The organism is Flavobacterium cerinum (assembly GCF_024496085.1).
In the GTDB taxonomy this organism is placed as follows: Bacteria; Bacteroidota; Bacteroidia; order Flavobacteriales; family Flavobacteriaceae; genus Flavobacterium; species Flavobacterium cerinum_A.
In genome coordinates this window covers 2816574-2837663 of record NZ_CP101751.1, presented here as the reverse complement: position 1 = coordinate 2837663, position 21090 = coordinate 2816574, and the positions used below count along the sequence as shown (strand labels likewise).

Sequence of the window (21090 nt, the reverse complement as noted above, 5' to 3'; positions counted from 1 at the left end):
TTTTTGGTTAAACGTGTTAAATTAATGTAGTCTATTTCTCTTTTTGATATAAAAAGCCATCTTTTCTCGCATAACACATGAATTTTCCTTCACTATCTAATAATCCGAAAAGATATAACCCATCCTGTTTCTGGTAATTTCGGTCAAAAAAACCAACTTTATAAGGAAAAACCGGTGGGATAATGTTTTGTTCTTTAAAATTTTTATCGATGATCAAACCATATAAACCCTCCTTTTTCAGACTTAAAAAATCATCCTGATGGTACCAAAAGTCCTTTTTATTCATTTCAATCTCATCATATTCAGCCGGTAACACTATTTCACCAAGTGGTTTCATTACCCCGTATTTTCCGTTTTTCTTAAAACGCCAGTTTTTATTGTAATCCGTAAGTTCTCTATCACCGGAATATTTCAAAACATAAGGATCTAATTCTTCATATTGAATCGGAATAATCGGTTTACCGTTTATATCAATAAGGCCGAAGTTTAGTTTCTGACTCATATTATCTTTTGTCGCCACAATAAAATACAACGGATTCCCACGTCCGGAATCATAAATTCGCAGTGGTACAATGCTATCGTATTGTGCCGGTATAATCAATTCCTGAGAAATAAGCATACCATATTGATCACCACTTTTAAAACGAATTAAATTTTTTTGGTTTATTCTTTTTTCATTGGTATCAACCACATCATAACCGTACTTAATACTTTCAAAGGAATAATTTTTCCCTGCCGGAGTCGGCGGCATTAAAAATGCTGTTGTCTGGGATTCTTTTACAGCAGTATTTCTTTCTACTAAAAAAAGTTTTCCGTCTTTAATTTCGAAAGCATGGTTCAGGTATTTTTTAACTACTTTTTCCTTTGGGATATCACTGTCAGCTTCCATAGGTTGTTTGACATTACCATAAGCCGGCGGAAGCGGAACTTCATTTGTTACTTCTGTTCCCCTACCCAATCTGGAACCGCTTCCGTATTCGGTATCATACCGACCTTCTCTGGCTTCTTTTCCGTTAGGTGAATACTCGGTTGTTAACGGTCGGATTGCAAATTTTCCATCTCTATAATAGATCTGCATTGCCGTTGCTGCATCCTGTTGCTCTTTTGCCGCTTTTAAGGAAATCGACTTTCCCGGAACGTAAGAATCGCGCTCCAGATTTACTTTATAATAATCTTTTAAAAGCCAATCTGAAATTTTCTGTTTATCACAATCGTATACGACTAAGCTATATCGCTTGTCAAAAGTAGTAGCCGCCAGTAAAGCATATCGGGATCGTTTGGGATCTTTTGAACTTACACCGGTTGTATCAACCGGTTGAAGTTTTTTAAAATTATCCGGATAAAGATTTTCTCCCTTTAAATTGAATAAAGCATAACCGCCATCTCTTCTGTTTTGATAATTGACAAAATCGGTTTTATTTTTAAACTTCAATTCACCTTCGGAATGTTTACTGCGGATTTCAGCGACAATAAATTTATTTTTTTCTACGCCAAATTCGCCGTAATCCGGCCCGGAAACAAGTGTTTTTCCGTTGAATGTAATTCCTTTTTGATCTTTATCAGAAAACGTAAAATACCCTTTGGGCATTTTTCTGTTATAGTTGATTTTATCGTAAGTCTTTTTACGGATTAGCTTACCGTTATAATCCGATATTCCGAAAACATTTCCGATACGATACGGAACGGTAACATCCTGACTAAATGCCTGAATGGTGAAAAGTAAACATAATCCGCTTTGTATTAGTTGCTTCATAGTATTTTGATTGATTGCCAAATATAGTATTTATTGCCTTTTCAAAAATCATGCCCTTCCGGTTAAACACAAAATTTTATGCTACGGTTAGAAAAAGGTATAAAAAAAGCCACTCAATTAAAGTGGCTTTTCTTTCTTATACAGTGTACATTTTCTGTCTTAATTCTTTGATTTTAGCATCCTCAAGGTAGTCATCAAACGTCATATAACGATCAATTACACCATTTGGTGTAAGTTCAACTACACGATTTGCAACCGTTTGTGCAAACTCGTGGTCATGTGTGGTAAATAAGATAGAACCTTTAAAGTTCTTTAATGAGTTGTTAAATGCTGTAATTGATTCCAAATCCAGGTGATTTGTCGGCTCATCCAACATCAAAACATTAGCACGCATCATCATCATTCGGGACAACATACAACGTACTTTTTCACCTCCTGATAATACACGTCCTGTTTTTAAAGCTTCTTCACCGGAGAAAATCATTTTTCCTAAGAAACCGCGAACATATACTTCATCTCTTTCCGGTTCTGTTTTTGCCCATTGACGTAACCAATCCACTAAAGTAAGATCGTTTTCAAAGAAACTGTGGTTATCAGCCGGAAGATACGATTGTGAAGTGGTAATTCCCCACTCTACTGTTCCGGAATCCTGCGTGATATTTCCGTTTAAAATTTCATAGAAAGTCGAAGTAGCACGGGAATCTTTAGAAATAACAACGATCTTATCGCCTTTCGCCATGTTCAGGTCAATGTTTTTAAACAATGTTTCCCCTTCTATGGAAGCGCTTAGATTTTGTACGTTTAAGATTTGATCACCGGCTTCACGTTCCTGATCAAAAATAATCGCCGGATAACGACGGCTGGATGGCTTAATTTCATCCAAATTTAATTTATCGATCATTTTTTTACGGGAAGTGGCCTGTTTTGACTTCGCTACGTTCGCGCTAAAACGACGGATAAATTCTTCTAATTCGGCTTTTTTCTCTTCTGCTTTCTTATTCTGTTGCGCTCTTTGTTTAGCCGCTAACTGACTTGATTCGTACCAGAAAGTATAGTTACCGGAATAGTGATTAATTTTTCCGAAGTCAATATCCGAAACGTGTGTACAAACCGCATCCAGGAAGTGACGGTCGTGTGATACCACTAAAACCGTATTGTCATAATTAGCTAAGAAATTCTCTAACCATCCGATGGTTTCGAAATCCAGGTCATTCGTAGGCTCATCCATGATTAGTACGTCCGGACTTCCGAATAAAGCCTGTGCCAAAAGGACACGTACTTTTAATTTGGCATCCATTTCGCCCATCAATGTATAGTGATATTCTTCCGAAATACCTAAGTTTGAAAGCATGGCAGCCGCATCTGAATCGGCATTCCATCCGTTCATTTCTTCAAACTGCACTTGCAATTCTCCGATTCTGTCGGCATTTTCATCTTTATAATCCAGATAAAGCTCATCCATTTCTTTTTTAACGGCAAATAAATTTTTATTTCCCATCATAACAGTTTCCAGTACCGTATGTTCGTCAAACATATTGTGGTTCTGGTTTAAAACCGACATACGTTTACCCGGCTCCAGAATTACACGACCGGATGTAGGGTCTATTTCTCCCGATAATATCTTTAAAAAGGTTGATTTTCCTGCACCATTAGCTCCGATGATCCCATAACAGTTACCTTGCGTAAAGGTTACGTTTACTTCGTCAAACAAAATTCGTTTACCAAACTGAACGGATAAATTTGAAACTGTTAACATTTGAAATTGATTTTTATAAAATTGTTGCAAAAGTAGAAAAAATAGTGCAGTTTTGAACTATCTAATTTAGAATCTGTAAAGCTTTATTTTAACTGTACCTTAACAGCCTCTTCTATAATATAGAAATACATTTGTTTAGAGATAAAATTGTTTGAATGTTTGCCCATATTAAAAACGTAATACTCCCGTTATCTACTGTGCTGATTTGTTCGCTCTCTTCCTGTAACAAGAAGTTTGAAAGCGATAATTATACGGCTTATTTTGGCGGTGAAGTCATTAACCCTCTTAGTCGTTATGTTCTTTTTTGCAAAGACAATAAGGTCTTAGACACCCTTACTTTAGACGAAAAGAACCGTTTTTTCAAAAAATTCGACTCTTTGACGCCGGGCATGTACACTTTTAGACACGATCCTGAATATCAATACGTCTATTTCGATAAGAATGACAGTTTGATGGTGCGTATTAATTCCGGTGATTTTGACAATTCGATCGTTTTTTGCGGTCGCGGCGATCAGAAAAACAACTTCCTGATGGAGATGTACCTGAAAAATGAATCCGACAAAAACAATATGTTTGATCTTTTTGACCGGGATTATGAAAAATTCACCAAAAGCATTGATTCAATCTACGATCGCAAAAAGGCCTTTTATCTTCGCAAAAAGACCGAAATTAACTGGGACGAAAAATTTGATTTGTATGCTAAAGGTAGCTTAGATTTTAACCATCTGGCTAAAAAAGAGATCTATCCTTTTGCCCACGAACGACGAACCGGTGAAGCCATCAACAATAAACTTCCGAAAAATTATTACGATTTTAGAAAAGAAATCGATTTTAATAATGCGCAACTAACTAATTATTCCCCTTTTGTTCGTTATCTGACCGCCATGTTAAACAATGTGGCCTATTCAGAACCGGATCATCATTTTAATCTTGAAGAAACCGCAATTGAAAGCAATATTAAAAAACTGAATATCGCGGATACATTATTTAAAAATGAAAAGATTAAAAACAGCGTTCTGAATAATATTGCATTTATGTATTTGCTGGAAGATCAGAATATGCACAATAAGAAAAAGTTCTTTGATCGTTATTCGCAATTATCGACCGACAACAGTAGTCATAATGAAATTAAAAAGATCGGAGATGCTATTCAGATGCTAACAGAAGGCAAAAAATTACCTGCTGCCGATTTGATTAATAAAGAAGGGCAAAAAGTAGATCTGAATCAGATAAGCAACGGAAAACAAACCGTACTGTTTTTCTGGACTTCAAATGCAAAAGCCCATATGGTTACGGTGCATAAAAAGGTAAATGATTTAAAGAAAAAATTCCCGGATCTGAATTTTATTTCCATCAATGTGGATGATTCCGAACAAGAATGGAAACAAATTTTATCACAATACCAGTTTGAAAATACCACCGAATTGCATGCGGCTAATTTTGAAGCATTAAAGGATCACTGGGTAATTACTAAGATTCAGCGTACCATTTTACTACAGCCAAACGGCATGATCAAGAATGCTTTTGTAAGCCTTTTTGATTCTGATTTTGAAAAGAACCTAAAATAAACAAACTAAACCATAAAAAAAGACGGCCTTTAATTTTAAAGACCGTCTTTTTTGCTTTATAAGGATTCTTATTATTTGTTTCCTTTTTCGTAATCCGCTAAAAACTGAGCCAAACCGATATCGGTTAACGGGTGTTTTAGTAAACCTAAAATCGATGATAACGGACCTGTCATTACATCTGCTCCGATTTTAGCACAGTTCACTACGTGCATTGTATGACGAATAGAAGCCGCTAAAATTTGCGTGTCAAAAGCATAGTTATCATAGATCTGACGAATCTCATCAATCAGGTTTAAACCGTCAGTAGAAATATCATCCAAACGTCCCAGGAACGGCGAAACATAAGTAGCTCCTGCTTTAGCAGCCAATAAAGCCTGACCTGCTGAAAACACCAAAGTTACATTTGTTTTGATACCACGATCCGAAAAATATTTACAAGCTTTGATTCCTTCTTTTGTCATCGGAATCTTTACAACGATTTGTTCGTGTAATTCAGCTAATTCTTCTCCTTCTTTGATCATTCCTTCGTAATCGGTAGCAATTACTTCAGCACTTACATCACCGTCAACAATATTGCAGATATCTACATAGTGTTTTAATATATTATTCGTTCCGGTAATTCCTTCTTTAGCCATTAACGACGGATTCGTTGTTACGCCATCCAATACTCCTAATGCCTGTGCTTCTTTAATTTGCTCTAAATTAGCTGTGTCAATAAAAAATTTCATCTTTAATATATTTATGTATAGTTGTGTATAAACAGGTTACTAAATTACAACTTATAATGGTTCATTAATAATTTTTCATATACTTTATCCGGCAGTACTCTTTTTAGCACAATGGAAAATTTCTGCATAAAAGCGCCTACCTTATAATGGATTTTCGGATTCGGGTTTTGTATAATAGCCAATACCGCTTCCGCCATTTGATTCGGATCACTTCCACTGTCGACATGATCATTCATCATATTCAATGTATTTCCATATGGAATTTCATAGGCCGAACCTATAACCAACGGTGCATGATAGCGTCCTGAAGCGATATTTGTAACAAAATCGCCCGGTGCGACATTCGTAATATGAATACCAAATGACTTTACTTCCATCCGCATGGCTTCCGTGATCAATTCTAAAGCACCTTTGGATGCCGAATAGACACTGCGATACGGCAATCCCATATAGCCGGCTATTGACGTTATATTAATGATCAATCCTGAATTTTGTTGGCGCATATACGGTAAAACCGACTTCATTACTTCGATCGGTCCGAAAAGATTGGTTTCAAAGTTATTTCGGATCTCATCTGCCGGAATTTCTTCCAATGGTCCTGTTATTCCTACTCCTGCATTATTGATCAATACGTCAAGTCTTCCTTCTTTATCAATAATCGTTTTAACAGCCTGATGAATGGTGTCGGTTTGGCGTACATCCAATGCAATTAGCGGAAAAATCGTTTGCTGTACTTTTTCCGGATTCCGACTGGTTCCGTAAACCGTATATCCTTTTTGGAATAACAACTCACCGATAGCTTTTCCTATGCCCGATGAGCCTCCGGTAATTAAAACCACTTTTCCCATATATTGGATTCTAAATTTGTGTTTGCTAAAATAAAGAAGAAAACCGTTACAAAAGGTCCTGAAACAAAAAAATCTCCCAAAAAGGAGATCTAAAAAAAATGGCAAGCGACCTACATCGCACCGCTACAACCACATACCTTTGCTGCGTTCCCACCCTGGAGGAGTCTGCAGGAGCTGGTCGTGTAGGACTTGCCGGTGCAAATATACAATCTTTTTATATTTTTGCAAGGCAATTGTGAGATATAAAATACAATCGTATATTGTGATAACCAATTTTAATAACCATGAAAAAGTATAATGCATTCGCATTCATTTTATTAAGCTCTTTTTTCTTCTCTTGTGACAACGGAAAAAAAAATGAAGAAATTTTATTTAGCCTCGATACAACTGACCTAAAAGAGGTATATCAGCCTAAAGAAAGCCTGGCATTGGCTGTAAAAAGTGCCGAAAACAAAACAATCGACTCAATTATTTATTACATCAATGATAAAAAAGTGGGTAGCATCAAAGGCAACCAAAAATTCGTTTTTGCCTTAAAAGATCAAAAATTAGGTTATCAAAATATTAAAGCATTGGTTTATTTTGAAGGAAACACCAATGAAGCTACCGGTCGAATCGAGTTAGTTTCGGATATTCAACCCAAATTATTAAGTTATAAAATACTAAACACCTACCCTCACGATATTAAAGCCTATACACAGGGATTGGAATTTTATCGTGATACTTTAATAGAGAGTACCGGAAACGGCGCCGGAAACGGAACAGGATTACGAGGTACATCGAGTTTACGTAAAACCGATTATAAAACCGGAAAAGTGTATAAAATTGTAGAATTACCGCAAACCGTATTCGGTGAGGGCGCTACGATATTAAACAACAAAGTATACCAACTTACCTACCAGAATAACGAAGCCTACGTTTATAATGCAGATACTTTTGCTAAAGAAAAGACCTTCCCTTACTTTAAACAAATGGAAGGATGGGGATTATCGAACGACGGTAAAAACCTTTTTATGTCGGACGGAACTGAAAAAATCTGGTTTGTAAATCCTGAAAACTTTAAGGAAGTCGACTATATCAATGTATATACAGCCGGTTCGAAAATTAAAGCGGTAAACGAAATGGAATGGATTGACGGAAAAATTTATGCCAATATCTATACAAAAGATGCAATCGCGATTATCGATCCGAAAAGCGGTGCCGTTGAAGCCATTATCAACCTAAGCGATCTGAAGTCGAAAGTAACGGCACATCCGGATCTTGATGTTTTAAACGGAATCGCATACAATCCGAAAACAAAAACCATTTTTGTAACCGGTAAAAACTGGGATAAAATGTTTGAGATTAAGATCGAAAACTAATTTTTATGGCAACCCTTTAAATTTAAGAACATAAAGTTTAAAATACTTGCACTCGCTAACCCATCCGAAGACAAAACCGGAAATGATAGTGCCAATTCGAAATAGACGCCCATAAATTATGAGAGTTGCCCTTTTTTCAGACATACACGGTAAAATATTGTTGCCTTTCAAATTAGTTGATTTATACCAGAAAGAAACCGGGAATAAGATTGATTTCATTTTGCAATGCGGAGATATCGGTGCTTATCCTGATCTTGAAAATTTAGATAAAGCGACTATAAAACACGCCCAATATGACCGAGATGAACTAGGTTTTTTTGACGACTTTACAAAAGAGAATCAAGAAATAAAGTCATTTTTAGACTATCTGAATATCAATATGATTTGTGTCCGTGGTAATCACGAAGACCATGACTTTTTAGACCATCTGGAAAAGGAAAATGATCAAGACAGCCTATTCCCGATTGATATTTACAAAAGGGTATTTGTTTGCAAATCGGGCTTAAAACAAGAACTGGTAATCGAAAATGAAACACTGTCTTTTGTTGGTATCGGTCGAATCGGTGACCGGAAAGGAAGAACCGAAAAGCGGTTTATTCAAGACTATGAAAGAACGGAAATTAAAAAACTGCTGAAAACAAAAGATATTTTTGACGTCTTAATTACACACGATAAAGATGATAGCGGTCAAAGAGGCTACGGTATGTCCGAAATCAGAACGGTATTAGACCAGGTTATTTTTCATTACCACTTTTACGGACATACCGGAGAACCTTTTAAACAGGAAACCGATTTTAACGGCATAACCCAATCCGTAAAAATAAAAGAACTTGAATTTAATGAAAGTGGAATTTTAGAAAGAGGTTGCATGATTATAGTAACAAAAGAAAACGGAAAATTAGACATTGAAATTGTTGATCAAAAGTTGACAAATAAAATGACTAAATTTAACTGGAAAGCACAATAAAAAATGTTGCAAACAATAGTTGCTTTTCGATTAAGGTTTACTTTCCCGACCGAAAACGTTACTACCAATCCTATCAAACTTCGGGCATAGAGCTAATCAGAACAATATGGAACGACTTACAAATGATGAAATGGCTGTAATCCGTGCAGGCGAAATTGAAGTTGAAAACTTTGATTTAAAAGACGGAGAAAAAATCCTAGCCTATTTTACTCGACTTCCGTTAATTGGCGGATTTCCGTATAAAATAATTATAGTTGAAGCCCCGGACGGAACGATCCGCTCAGGATTCAGACAGTGGGACACTGAATACAACTTTTCACAATGGACCGGCGGGATTTACAATCTGGACCGACTTCGAATCATAACAGAGGAAAAAATCGTTTCTGAAACCGATATTGCACTGCTAAAAGAGCAATTATTAAAGCTGGAACAAACAGCATTACCCGAAAGTATACGGAATGAAAAAGCTATCGTTTTGGACGGTTCCGAATGGAAATTAGGCATCCTTTTGGCTAATAAAAACATAGAATATACATGGAGAGTTCCTACTGACGCTATCGCATTATTTGTTCCGATAATTGAGTTAATACTAGAGCAATACTCCGACAGAATAAGGTAAAACACTTGTAAGCAATATAATATATAGCTTTACTTAAACTTCAATAATAGCATTTTTCACATATTGATTTATTCATAAAAACACAAAATCTGAAACCATTATAACCAATTAATATTGAAAATATGAATAGCGATTTATTAGATCAAATAGCATACTTAAAAGATTGCAAAGGGATACAAGGCAGTAAATTCGAGAATTTAGGACAGCGTGTTTACGACAAAATTAAAAATATCATCCAGGATCCGAATCTGTTTATCACTCATTTATATATCCCAAAAGGATCCGAAGAAAACGCACAAATGTTGGCAGCACAATACAAACAACTGTTCAACAAAGAGATTGATCCGGAATTAGCATCCTTTTATCAGTGTTTTGACGGATTTGAATTCCGTTACATCAATCCGAGTCAGGTTTGGGAGGAATATGATAAAGATGAAATCGTTGACTGGGATCAGTTTGATGTCGATCCGGAGAATTTGAGTTATGCCGATATGATCAAAAATGAAGAATACGAAGATGAAGTCCGGGATGAGTTTCATGCTATGATCGGATTGGATTTTGAGGAACCCGCTTTTAATAATCGGATGTCGGATTCCGATAAAGTAAAAGAATTTGTATTCTATGGTGAATCGGCTATCGAATTTCCTGATTCCGGAATACGAACACTTATTCCGCCGGCTGTTCATTTATTTGCTGAGGGCAATAAAGTAAAACACCAACCGGATAGTATCAATGTATTTTATTTTGACTATTTCGATTTTTGGAGTCAAACGGTTTTGGGCAAAAAAGAGAACACTATCGCTATTTATGCCGGAACCGACTATTCCGCTTCTATTGATAACTGGGAATTTAATGATGCCGCATCCTTTCTGCAAAAAAGATTGATCAAATAAAAAAGACCTTATCCCAGCCTATAACCGGATTACAAATCTGATATTGCGGATTTGTAATCCGTGATATCAGGATACTACACTAATTTCACGTCTTACCTATTTTAGGTAACCGAATACCTTTTTAAGTTTCATTTTTAATTAACGTAGAGAATACCACTTCTATTTTCAGTAATCGTACGAAAACGAATATTTTAAAAAATTTCACAAAAAAATGAAATAATACAATATGTTTGTAATTCCAATTACAAACAAATGGGAACATTACACTCCGTATACCAACTAAAACCAACAGTCATAAATTATGGTGCTGTCTTACGGGTTCGTAAAGACAAAGAAATGCTCTTTTCAGAAAAATATGGCGTTGCTGAAACCAATACGATTGGAAACGAACTTAAAATTTTTGAAAATACATTTGTAACCAACACTCCGGACGGTAAAGTGAGCATATTGCGACTTTATATCGATGATAAAATAACTGATTTTAAGGAACCTGGTATTTATGTACACCTTAAAAGTGATTCTAAACATGGCTTTGAAAGTGATTTCAATGCATTTCTAAACACAATGGCTCCTTATTTAGAAGATGCTTTGTTTTATGTAATCCCGGAAGATATAATTTACCGATATGCGATTACAGACGGAATCTTATCTTTCAAATGTCAGGTCAATTTCGATCGTTGGCAGTATAATTTCGGCACCTATCTGGAAGAAAATTATGCCGATTCCAAACAGCTTCTTGCCGGGTTTTATATAGAACAGGTAGAGGATCTAAAATTATATCATATTCAAATGATTAAAAGTGGTGATAAGCCAAACGAATTTTTTGATCGCGACGAATATGAAGCGCTGCTGGATAGCCTTTCAAATTATAGCAGTATTATTGTTCCGGAGGAATTTAAAGCCTTAGAAGATTGGTTAAACGCTCAGATAGTGAGTTACGATTAAATTAAACTGAAGAAACGACCTGCTAGTAAGCATAATACAAAATAAAATGAGTGAATCACTTACACATCTTGTAGTCAATTGGATCGATATTGACAAAAATGTTATTTTAGTTGGCGGAACAGACAACCTACGATGGAAATGGGATACCGAGTTCGGAATGTCCGGTGATGATGCCAAGACTATTGTTATAACTACTTTAACCGATAATGGTAAAGGCTACGCTGTTTCGGAACGAGCAGAATTTTATTGTTCAATGGAAGAACCTACCCGATTCTTAGCAATGTCCAACCTAACCGGTTTATTTGAAATCGCCTGGATCATCAAAAAGGAAAAGCTTACGTACGATATGGCACGTGAACGATTCTTCGGAAAAAGTATTGGACTACCCTAATTTAAAATCAAAAAATGGGAATAACAAACGATCTGTATCAGCTTAAACCAAGAATTATTAATTCCGGTACTATTTTACGGGTTCGTAAAAATAAAGAAGCTGCTTTTTTAAAAGAATATACCATCGTCAATCAAGGAAACGATACCCATGTACAAGGTATTTTTTCCAATACGTTTATCATAAACTCAGAAGACGGGAAAATCCAGCGAATTTCTCTTTTTGCAACAGACCGGATAATCGATTTCTACGAACCCGGTATCTATATAGCAATACAAAGTGGCAGCAAGTCCGGCTTTGGTAGCGATTTCAATGAATTTTTTACTACCATGGCCACCTATTTGGAAGATGCCTTATTTTATGTACTTTGGGATGACATAATCAGTCGGTATGAAATTATAAATGGAACATTAAATTTCAGAAGTACCCGGAACTTTACGCATTGGAATTGCCTTTTTGAAGAATATGTAGTCGACAACTATGCTGATTCCAAACAGCTCCTTGCCGATTTTTATGTTGAAAAAGCAAATGAAATGATACTACGTCATGACGAAATAATTAAAGAAGGTGAAGATCCCAAAGAGCGATATTACGATGTAGAAGACTATCAGGAGTTAGTACAGCAGCTTTTAAATTACAAAAGTCATATTACACCGGAGAAATTGACACAACTAACCAATTGGCTGGATGCACAAATATACGATAGCATTTGTGCAGAGCTGGTCGTTACAGCTTCTCAATCGATATATGATGAGAATGAGGTGTATATGCAGGGAAAATTTGAAATACGGATAAACACTGAAAAACCTTATGCGGAAAGTGATATTATTGATCCTACCGAACTGCTCAATAGCATGCAACAGGATGGTGAATATTTTATATTTTCATGTTGCTGTGGCGTTCCTTCGTGTAGTGGCTGGGAAAAAGGTATTCAAGTCGAGCATTTCGATACAACGATTCGTTGGACCAACCTGAATACCTGGAAAGAATGGTATTTTGAGAAACAAAGAATTATAGATGATCTAGCCTGTATTCGGGAAGAAGATAACGTTTACGAAACGTTTTTCGCTAAAAAAGAAATCGAATATATCGGCGTCGGATATCTTTGGCAAAAGGAATAACCGGAAAATAAAAGATTTTTATTTGTAAATAATTTCCTATATATTTAACCTGCAAAAGTACAACCCAAAGAAATACCCATATTAAACCAGAATATACCTTCAAATGAACGATACATTTACTATTGATGATTTACAGGATTTATGGCAAAAAGTAAGCCTTCTACATAACGGACAAACTTATGGCGGGCAAACTAAAGGCGAAAAAATAGAATACATCAATCATATCGGTAGTGTTGTATTTGAAATCATAAACGCCTCAAAAAATACGTTGGATTTTGACATAGCGCTTGCCGTAAAATGCGCTTTTTTACACGATACTTTGGAAGATACCAATCTTAGTAGCGACGATTTGGAAAAAGACTACGGTAAACAGGTACTGGACGGTGTACAAGCTTTGACAAAAAATACAGCCCTTGCAAAAGAACTTCAAATGATCGATAGTTTAAATCGGATAAAAGCACAACCAAAAGAAATCTGGGCGGTAAAAATGGCCGATCGGATTTGTAACTTATATGCGCCTCCTTACTATTGGAACCAATCGAAAAAGGAAAAATACCTTCAGGAAGCCAAAATCATTTATGATTATTTAAAAGAAGGCAATGATTATTTAGCCGATAGGTTATTAACCAAAATAGAACTTTACAAAGACAAATAATCCAAGATATTGACAAACAAAACGTAACAAATATGGCAGAGATAGAAGACGGAATTCTTGAAAACTATGAGGAAATAATAAACTGGACCTATCCGGGTGCCACATTATATTATAAAGATTGTGATTTAGAACCTTCTGTAGCAGAAAAATTCAAAAAAGATCTGTTAATCCGAAACGGATATTTTCTTGATGTCAGCTGTTTAGGCGGCGGTATTAAATTTAATACCCGCTTTTTAATTGCATCTGCAAAAGCCGCAAAACTGTATGAAATAAACCCGGACAACGAAAGGTTTGGTCATTGTGCGATCAACCTTAACAGCTATTTCAAAATTCTTGATGTTTATAAATTAAACGGTAAAACGCAAATTTTTTTGCTTCACATTCCTGCAAAAAGTTTACGCTATTTTGAAAGAGCAAGTTCGAATTGGGATGAAGATTTTATTCAAAAAGCAAGACAAAGTTTTGATACTAGAATTCACCAGGAGCCACGACCGGATTTATTAGAACCATTTTGGCTGGAAAGAACAAACTATCCGGTTGGAATGGATGCCTACGACAAATTTTATCCTTTAACAGAAGTCACTCCAATCCCAAAAGCCGGAGAACCTTTATTTGACGGAATTAAAAAACTGACAAATGATACCAGTGAAATTAATATTCCGGCACCCTATTACAGCGAACAAAGCGGTAAATCCAAAATTGGCGTTTTATTAAACAAAATATTCGGAAAATAAATAACCGATGTAAGGCTACAAACGATGGAAAAAAAGCAACTATTTCATATTATTTGGACCGCTTATAATGAGTATCCTGTATGGGACAAAAACGGTAATTGGCAAAAACTTACAGCAACTTATACGGAATTACAAAAACAGCATATCAATTATCATTTATACAAAGAATTACAACCGGAATACTTAAATAAAAGTCCGCGGCAGGAACGATTTTTATTGGATGAAAAAGCAATACTTCAATTAAAATCGGACATTGAACATCTTTGCAAAACAAACGGGGACAGAATAATTAACTGATTGAAAATCGAAATGCTTCAAATCGACAAATCAAAGGTAGAAATGCTCGTATATTCGAACATAAATGTAATCATTCAACAAATTTCGAGATTAAAAAGCAGAACGGCAACACTACTCCATTTTGAATATCCGGACAAATTTTCCGGTAAAGGAACCTGGGGAAAAGGCATTTGGTATTCCAACATTTTAAATAAAGAAGAGTTAGCCATTGCAATGATAAAAAACAATGGCTAAATAGGTTTGTTTCCTATTACAGCCTCTCACCTATTTACGCTTCGGCTTTAAAACCAAACTATAACTATGAATATTTATCAGACCGATCACACAAAAACACCGGAAATTTTCACGCTGATAAAAGAGCACAAAAATGAAGAAGCGAAAAGCTATTTAAAGCAAAATCCATCCGAAATACACCTTAAAGGTTGGATGGACGATACGCCTTTACATATTGCCTCGCTGAACGGAAACTTTGAAATGATTCAATATTTGGTTGAAAACGGAGCTGAGGTTAATGCTGAAAGAAGCGGAATATACGCAACTCCGCTATGTTGGGCGGATAATTTTGAAGTAGCAAAATACCTTCTCGATAACGGAGCAACAATGAATGATAAAGAGCTTTATTTGGCCACAAGACAGGACAAAGTTGAGGTTGTAAACTTATTGCTGACTAAAGGTGCGAAAATCAATACTATAGAACCTCAATATCTGGTTTGTTGTAGTATCGAATGTATAAAAGCATATCGCAACCACCAAATAAAGATAGACGGTTCCGACAAGCAGAATAGCAATTTATTGCATAATTTATCGTGGCTTGACCTTCCTGAAGTCTTTGATTTTGCTTATCATAACGGTTGTCCCTGGCAAAAAGACAGCAGTCAACGAACGCCTTACCATTTAGCCAAGCAAGGACAAAGAAAAAATATAGTAAACCATTTTAAGGAAAAATATCCGGAATTAATCTCCTACAGGATTACAAACATTCCGACAGAAAATTACACGTTTGAAACGGTTTATTTTTTAAAACAAAGCCCGACGAATCCGGATTGGTTTATCGGTTTAACAAAAAATACAAAACTGGTAAAGTACATACTAACGTCTGATGGAAAGCTGCAAATTGATAAAATTGCAACAATAGACGTTTCCTATATTCGAAGTTTCAGCTTTGATAAAAACGATAATATCGTCATTCCGACTGCCGATAATACAGTATTGATCGTGGAACAAAATACATTCCAATTACACCATTCAATTGCACTTGAAAATGATGTAGTGCTAGACCAGATTACCTATTTACCGGCAAAGAAACTATTTCTCGGAAGCTCTCAAAATTGGGAATTAGTTTTACTTTCGGAAGATTATAAAGTCATCAGTAAAACAAAAGCAGAAGACGGAACCATGGTTCCCAAAATCAATCAGAATGAGCGTTTGATAGCATTTTTAAGCTATGATCAGGATACTTACTACAACCTTTATAAAATTGATGATGATTTAAATATTTCATTTATCCGTACATTTTTTAAAGAGTGGGATAACACTTCAAGTGGTTTTAGCTTTCATCAAAATGATTTTGCCGTTTCCTTCCCTTCTGTAGTGGAGTATTATTCTTTTGAAAAAGAAAAGCTGCATAAACACTGGAAAATCGATATCTCACAATATAAATCAGAACAAAATCATAGCGATCTGACATTTAGTAATGAGAATACCATTATTGTTGGAAAAGGAAAGCTACTGCTGTTTATTGATTCGGTAAAAAAAGTAATATTCCGGGAAATAACATTGGATATATCGGCTGAAATCAAAAACGTGTATTTAGATAACGACAAAGAAAATTTACTGGTTTCTACAAATAAGGAACTAATAGTAGTACAACTAAAAAAAATAAACTATTAATTATGATTCAACAAGTATTGGATTTTGTAGGCTATATTAAAGCAAAACCAGGTTTTTACACAGTCGAAGACAATTTAGAGGAAGCATTAAATTTTTCGGAAAGGGCATTTAACTTTTTAGCAGCAGAAACAAAAAAAGATTTTCTATATGTATGGGATAGAGAAGTTACCGATGAAGATTTAAAATGGGAATGGATAGGAAATTTAAAATTGGATTGGGAACTCACTATCGAAAATATTTACTTATATGGTGGGTTTAAAAATTGGGGCTTTTGCGATGCTTTAGCTTTCCCTCCTCAATCCGACTATAGCTCTATTGCTTGTCAGCATGATTTTTTTACCGAAGAAGAAGAACGTTTCTTAGAAGAAGAAACCAACCTATTCTGTAAATCGGCACACGGTATGGGTGACGGTACCTATGGAATTTTCCATCGTACAAAAGAAAAATATCCTTTTGATATTTTATATTTAGACAATGGCCGTTTTTTTAAAACTAATTTTAGTTTAGACAGTTATTACCAAGCCATGATAGATAGTATGGCGGTATGCGGCTGGCAGTATTTTTATCTGGATTTTGAAGAAATAAAAACCAAATGTGCCGATTTTAAAGTCGGTTATTGGCTATTATATCCATACACAGAAGGGCTTATAGAATCGCCTTTAGGAAGAAATGTAACCCGTGAAACCAGTCGTTTGGATGCGTTGCTTCACCACATGGAAGTATGCGTTTATTTGTTACCAAAAATATTTCCCGATAAAGATTTTAGCTACCACAAACAACGATTAGACGATTTTAAAACATTTCTAAACCAATAATAAAAAAACCGGTTTTTATTTTCAATAAAATAAACGAAGCAATGGATCGCAATACAATAACTATATTACGGAGTAGAATTTCAATTCCATTGGACGTTGCGATACAACTTTTAAGAGAAAATAAGGGTGATATTGACGCTAGTGAACAAGCATTTCACAACAATAATATAAAAGAAATAATGCTGGCTGCCGAATGTGATCATGAAACGGCTAAAAAGCATTATGAATTGTATAAGTATAATATCACGAAAGCGATCAAAAAAATTAACTCTAAAGAAATAGTAATTACTACAAGTGAAATACCGACTGGCCGAAATGCAATCGGTTTTATTTTATGGCCCGAAAACAATGACCGTGTAGGCTATGAATCAACAAAGCGAAACGATGTTTTTATTCCTTATGTTGACTTTAACCTTGTAATAAACGAATTTGAATCGGTTTTCCCTTTACAGAATCCCTGGAATAAAATGACAGAAGATTCTTTTGACAATTGCGGCCATAATTATATTGACAATAAATCCTGCCGAATAATAGTAGAGCGAATAAAACAGTCAAAAACAGACGACCCGAAAGTAATTGAATTTAAAAAGCAATTAATCGAATGGTTAGATGACAAATTGAGTTATGCCGACTATATTACGGTATATGGAAATCTTTAAAAAACCACACACGAATACTAGCTATGGGAATTTTTAATAAAATTAAAGCATTAATGGTCAGAGATATTGCATTTTACGCCGATGGAGATCATTATTATTCTAAAGGATTAGAAGTATCGATCGGAAAAGAATTAAAAATCGCAAAATACGGGCTAACACTAGAGGAATTAAACCCCATTCTACACTATCTGGTCGAATTTATTCAGGATGAAAAACCAGTCATTAAACACGGTAACAAATTAACCTGTTTCTCCTGGCTTATTTTAGCACATGAAGAAGAAAACTTTTTCGAAATTCTTGAAATCAACCCGGAACAAAGAGGTTTTGCAGCCGGATTAAATCGCACACTTAATGTGTTGAATCAACAGCTTTTTGTTTGTGATCAATTAAAAGTAGAACCTAATTTTCCTGATTTTGATCAAATTGTTAGCGTAGATCCGTTAGTAAAAACCGGATTACCAACGCATTTATTCCGTTGGCTTAGCGATTTTCCCGATTCCGGATGGGTTGCTCTAACCGATAACTTTGATGAAGAAACCATGTCGTTTGAAGAAATGACGGTAGGACAACTAATGACTTTGCGACCGGAACTCATAAAGTTTATGGCACTCCCCTTTGGATATAAAGTTATTTGGGACGGTAAAGATGCTAAAATAGCATTTGATAACAATCTGATAAATAATTAAACCGATGAGTAGCGAAAGCAACAAAGAGTTAACGGAACGATTAAAAGATATTTACTCCGACTATTTTGATTCCGAATACCTGGATAAAAATCTAGAAATACCACACATGTATACGGATGCTATTCGAAAGATAAATATTGACGATTTATTTAGCCTGTCAGATACATTAATAAGTACTCAAGATTGGATGCAAATGTACGCCGATGATTTTTTAGAACGGAAAGCGGCGAATAAACTTACTTCATGTGATATCATATTCCTGGTAATCGGAGAATGGGGTTCCCGCCATGACCTTCTATTGTGTTGTGATACATCTTCTCCGGATTTCGGTAAAGTATTCGACTACAATGATGCGCATCCCTGGTGGTCTCCTAATGATTGGGAAGCGCAATGGACTGATTTTAGAGACTTTATAAAAAGTGATTATAATATCGATTTAGAATAATAATAAAAGTCTGCTTCATCAAAATATTCGATTAAAAATAACCGCTGTTTAAACAACGTGTTGCCATATTATCACAAAAACCATTTAATCACAATAATTTCTTAACAGCAAAATGTATTTTCAATTCATTTTTGTTGTAAATTAGTTCAAGAATTTTGAATCTGTATATTGGTAATACACTAATATTCAGATTCTTTTTTTTTTACCGCTGTCGCAGTGCAAAAATATTAAGTATTTTTTAACGCTATCTTGAAGTTCGGTTGGTTCGGTTTAAACCAAACTAATCGTATCTTTGCGAACCAAAATCAGGATTCCCATGAATAAACAGCAGGAAGAAAAAGAAGAATTAATTGAACTATTCGGGATACACTTTGAAACGTATTACCATTTACCGCCTTGCGCGGCCCGTATATTAGGTCTTTTAATTATGAATGTCAGAGACAAAGGAATGACATTCGAAGAACTGGTCGACCAGGGTTGTGCCAGTAAAAGTACCATCTCAACCAATATTAATTTATTGCTGAAGCTCGGAAAAATCACCTATTATACCAAAACCGGCGACCGCAAAAAATATTTTATGCCCTCCCCTCCTAACGAGCGTATTCAGAATCATCTGAAATTTATTGAATCTGAAAAAAACATGCTCAACCGTGTAAAGGCATACGAACTCAATTATCCCGCAGATGATAAAGCACATACGGCATTTGTAGTAAATGCTATGGACACCTATATGAAATACCTCTCTAAGTTTGAACAAATACTTAATGAGTGTATCAATCAGGAATCCTTATCAAAAGATGAATTTTAAAGCTTTTTACAATTATATAAATATTTACACCCTATGAAGAATAAAGTAATCTTTAGCATGTTGGTCCTGTCAATGGTTTTGGCATCGTGTGGAGACAAAAATCCGCAACAGCAGCAACCTGGTGGTCCCATGCCCTTTCCAGTTCAAAAAGTAGTAAAAGAAAATACAACAACTTATCAGGAATATTCAGCTAATTTACAAGGTCAGCAAAATGTGGAAATCCGACCGAAAGTAAACGGTTTTATCGAGCATATTTATGTTGATGAAGGCCAGAATGTTCGAAAAGGACAAGTATTGTTCAAACTGGAAACCAATAGTCTTTCTCAAGATGCAAGTGCAGCGAAAGCGGCTGTAGCGGCTGCTCAGGTTGAAGTAGATCGTTTAATTCCGCTGGTTGACCGCAAAATTATCAGTAATGTAACATTGGAAACAGCAAAAGCTAATTTAGCACGTGCCAAAGCGAGCTATAACAGTATTGCTGCCAATATTAATTTTGCAACAATTACCAGTCCGGTAGACGGTGTGATCGGAAGCCTTCCGTATAAAGTGGGAAGTCTTGTTAGCGCCAGTACGGCAGATCCGCTGACAACGGTATCCGATATCCGTAATATCCGTGCGTATTTCACGATGAATGAAAAGCAGCTGATTCAGTTTAGCAGAACATTCCCGGGCGCTACGCTAGCCGATAAAATAAAAGCAATTCCATCTGTAGAATTAATTCTGGCTGACAATTCAGTTTACGAGCACAAAGGAAAAATCGAGACGGTTAACGGTTTAGTAAACGCCCGTACCGGTAGTACTGAATTCCGTGCGCAATTCCCGAATCCGCAGTCTGTTTTAAGAAGCGGTGGTAGCGGAATTATCCGTTTACCGGTAGAAGCTAAAGATATTATTCTGATTCCTCAAAATGCAGTATATGACATGCAAGGAAAACAGATGATTTATACTGTTGGAAAAGACAATAAAGTACATTCTAAAATTGTTGAAATCAGCGGTACATCCGGTTTGAATTTTATCGTTACCGGCGGAGTTGAACCTGGAGAAACAATCGTTACTGAAGGTGTTACCAAACTAACCGACAACCAGGAAATTGTTCCTCAGGAAGCCGGTAAAAATGCACAACCGGCTGCAAACGCACCCGTAAAAAAATAAAC

General features: G+C 35.6%; 23 protein-coding genes and 1 other RNA gene. 19 read left to right on the top strand and 5 right to left on the bottom strand.

Going from position 1 to position 21090, the window contains the following annotated elements:
• Positions 1 to 31: 31 nt before the first annotated feature.
• On the bottom strand, positions 32 to 1753 hold the full coding sequence (locus NOX80_RS12680; RefSeq protein WP_256550159.1) for a WG repeat-containing protein: 1722 nt from the start codon (positions 1751 to 1753) through the stop codon (positions 32 to 34).
• Positions 1754 to 1889: 136 nt separating this feature from the next.
• The gene (locus NOX80_RS12675; protein ID WP_256550158.1) at positions 1890 to 3509 is read right to left on the bottom strand and encodes an ABC-F family ATP-binding cassette domain-containing protein; all 1620 of its coding nucleotides are present in this window, start codon (positions 3507 to 3509) and stop codon (positions 1890 to 1892) included.
• A gap of 155 nt (positions 3510 to 3664) precedes the next feature.
• Here NOX80_RS12675 and NOX80_RS12670 point away from each other — a divergent pair, with 155 nt between their 5' ends.
• Positions 3665 to 5077 carry a TlpA family protein disulfide reductase gene (locus NOX80_RS12670; protein ID WP_256550157.1) on the top strand — a complete coding sequence of 471 codons (1413 nt, stop codon included), beginning with the start codon at positions 3665 to 3667 and terminating at the stop codon, positions 5075 to 5077.
• Between the two features lie 71 nt (positions 5078 to 5148).
• On the opposite strand, the gene fsa is transcribed toward NOX80_RS12670, so the two are convergent.
• The 3 genes from fsa to ffs form a co-directional block, all read right to left on the bottom strand.
• A complete protein-coding gene (fsa, locus tag NOX80_RS12665) occupies positions 5149 to 5805 on the bottom strand; it encodes a fructose-6-phosphate aldolase (protein ID WP_256550156.1) in 657 nt (218 codons plus the stop codon).
• Between the two features lie 44 nt (positions 5806 to 5849).
• Positions 5850 to 6653: an SDR family oxidoreductase gene (locus NOX80_RS12660; protein ID WP_256550155.1), complete on the bottom strand. Its 804-nt coding sequence runs from the start codon at positions 6651 to 6653 to the stop codon at positions 5850 to 5852.
• Between the two features lie 97 nt (positions 6654 to 6750).
• An RNA gene (ffs, locus tag NOX80_RS12655) (signal recognition particle sRNA small type) lies at positions 6751 to 6848 on the bottom strand.
• 89 nt (positions 6849 to 6937) lie between these two features.
• Here ffs and NOX80_RS12650 point away from each other — a divergent pair.
• The 18 genes from NOX80_RS12650 (at position 6938) to NOX80_RS12565 (ending at position 21088) form a co-directional block, all read left to right on the top strand.
• A complete protein-coding gene (locus tag NOX80_RS12650; protein ID WP_256550154.1) occupies positions 6938 to 8014 on the top strand; it encodes a glutaminyl-peptide cyclotransferase in 1077 nt (358 codons plus the stop codon).
• Between the two features lie 118 nt (positions 8015 to 8132).
• The gene (locus tag NOX80_RS12645; protein ID WP_256550153.1) at positions 8133 to 8981 is read left to right on the top strand and encodes a metallophosphoesterase family protein; all 849 of its coding nucleotides are present in this window, start codon (positions 8133 to 8135) and stop codon (positions 8979 to 8981) included.
• A 106-nt stretch (positions 8982 to 9087) separates the two neighbouring features.
• A complete protein-coding gene (locus NOX80_RS12640) occupies positions 9088 to 9600 on the top strand; it encodes a hypothetical protein (RefSeq protein WP_256550152.1) in 513 nt (170 codons plus the stop codon).
• A 122-nt stretch (positions 9601 to 9722) separates the two neighbouring features.
• Positions 9723 to 10493, top strand: coding sequence for a hypothetical protein (locus NOX80_RS12635; RefSeq protein WP_256550151.1), 771 nt, complete (start codon positions 9723 to 9725; stop codon positions 10491 to 10493).
• Between the two features lie 252 nt (positions 10494 to 10745).
• The gene (locus tag NOX80_RS12630; protein WP_256550150.1) at positions 10746 to 11438 is read left to right on the top strand and encodes a hypothetical protein; all 693 of its coding nucleotides are present in this window, start codon (positions 10746 to 10748) and stop codon (positions 11436 to 11438) included.
• 46 nt (positions 11439 to 11484) lie between these two features.
• Positions 11485 to 11829 carry a hypothetical protein gene (locus NOX80_RS12625; RefSeq protein ID WP_256550149.1) on the top strand — a complete coding sequence of 115 codons (345 nt, stop codon included), beginning with the start codon at positions 11485 to 11487 and terminating at the stop codon, positions 11827 to 11829.
• A 14-nt stretch (positions 11830 to 11843) separates the two neighbouring features.
• The gene (locus tag NOX80_RS12620) at positions 11844 to 12947 is read left to right on the top strand and encodes a hypothetical protein (protein WP_256550148.1); all 1104 of its coding nucleotides are present in this window, start codon (positions 11844 to 11846) and stop codon (positions 12945 to 12947) included.
• A 103-nt stretch (positions 12948 to 13050) separates the two neighbouring features.
• Positions 13051 to 13602: a bifunctional (p)ppGpp synthetase/guanosine-3',5'-bis(diphosphate) 3'-pyrophosphohydrolase gene (locus NOX80_RS12615; protein WP_256550147.1), complete on the top strand. Its 552-nt coding sequence runs from the start codon at positions 13051 to 13053 to the stop codon at positions 13600 to 13602.
• A gap of 32 nt (positions 13603 to 13634) precedes the next feature.
• Entirely contained in the window at positions 13635 to 14336 is a 702-nt protein-coding gene (locus tag NOX80_RS12610) for a hypothetical protein (RefSeq protein ID WP_256550146.1), read from the top strand.
• A 24-nt stretch (positions 14337 to 14360) separates the two neighbouring features.
• Entirely contained in the window at positions 14361 to 14633 is a 273-nt protein-coding gene (locus NOX80_RS12605; protein ID WP_256550145.1) for a hypothetical protein, read from the top strand.
• 42 nt (positions 14634 to 14675) lie between these two features.
• A complete protein-coding gene (locus NOX80_RS12600) occupies positions 14676 to 14867 on the top strand; it encodes a hypothetical protein (RefSeq protein ID WP_256550144.1) in 192 nt (63 codons plus the stop codon).
• A 66-nt stretch (positions 14868 to 14933) separates the two neighbouring features.
• Entirely contained in the window at positions 14934 to 16523 is a 1590-nt protein-coding gene (locus NOX80_RS12595) for an ankyrin repeat domain-containing protein (RefSeq protein WP_256550143.1), read from the top strand.
• A gap of 2 nt (positions 16524 to 16525) precedes the next feature.
• Positions 16526 to 17338 (top strand): hypothetical protein, encoded by an 813-nt coding sequence (locus NOX80_RS12590; RefSeq protein WP_256550142.1) that lies wholly within the window; start codon positions 16526 to 16528, stop codon positions 17336 to 17338.
• A 41-nt stretch (positions 17339 to 17379) separates the two neighbouring features.
• Entirely contained in the window at positions 17380 to 17997 is a 618-nt protein-coding gene (locus tag NOX80_RS12585) for a hypothetical protein (RefSeq protein WP_256550141.1), read from the top strand.
• A gap of 23 nt (positions 17998 to 18020) precedes the next feature.
• Complete coding sequence (locus NOX80_RS12580) at positions 18021 to 18683, top strand: immunity protein Imm33 domain-containing protein (RefSeq protein WP_256550140.1); 663 nt, start codon at positions 18021 to 18023, stop codon at positions 18681 to 18683.
• A gap of 4 nt (positions 18684 to 18687) precedes the next feature.
• Positions 18688 to 19128, top strand: a complete 441-nt coding sequence (locus tag NOX80_RS12575) for a hypothetical protein (protein ID WP_256550139.1) — start codon at positions 18688 to 18690, stop codon at positions 19126 to 19128.
• Positions 19129 to 19444: 316 nt separating this feature from the next.
• Positions 19445 to 19936, top strand: a complete 492-nt coding sequence (locus tag NOX80_RS12570; protein WP_256550138.1) for a GbsR/MarR family transcriptional regulator — start codon at positions 19445 to 19447, stop codon at positions 19934 to 19936.
• 33 nt (positions 19937 to 19969) lie between these two features.
• Positions 19970 to 21088, top strand: coding sequence for an efflux RND transporter periplasmic adaptor subunit (locus NOX80_RS12565; protein ID WP_256550137.1), 1119 nt, complete (start codon positions 19970 to 19972; stop codon positions 21086 to 21088).
• Positions 21089 to 21090 lie beyond the last annotated feature (2 nt).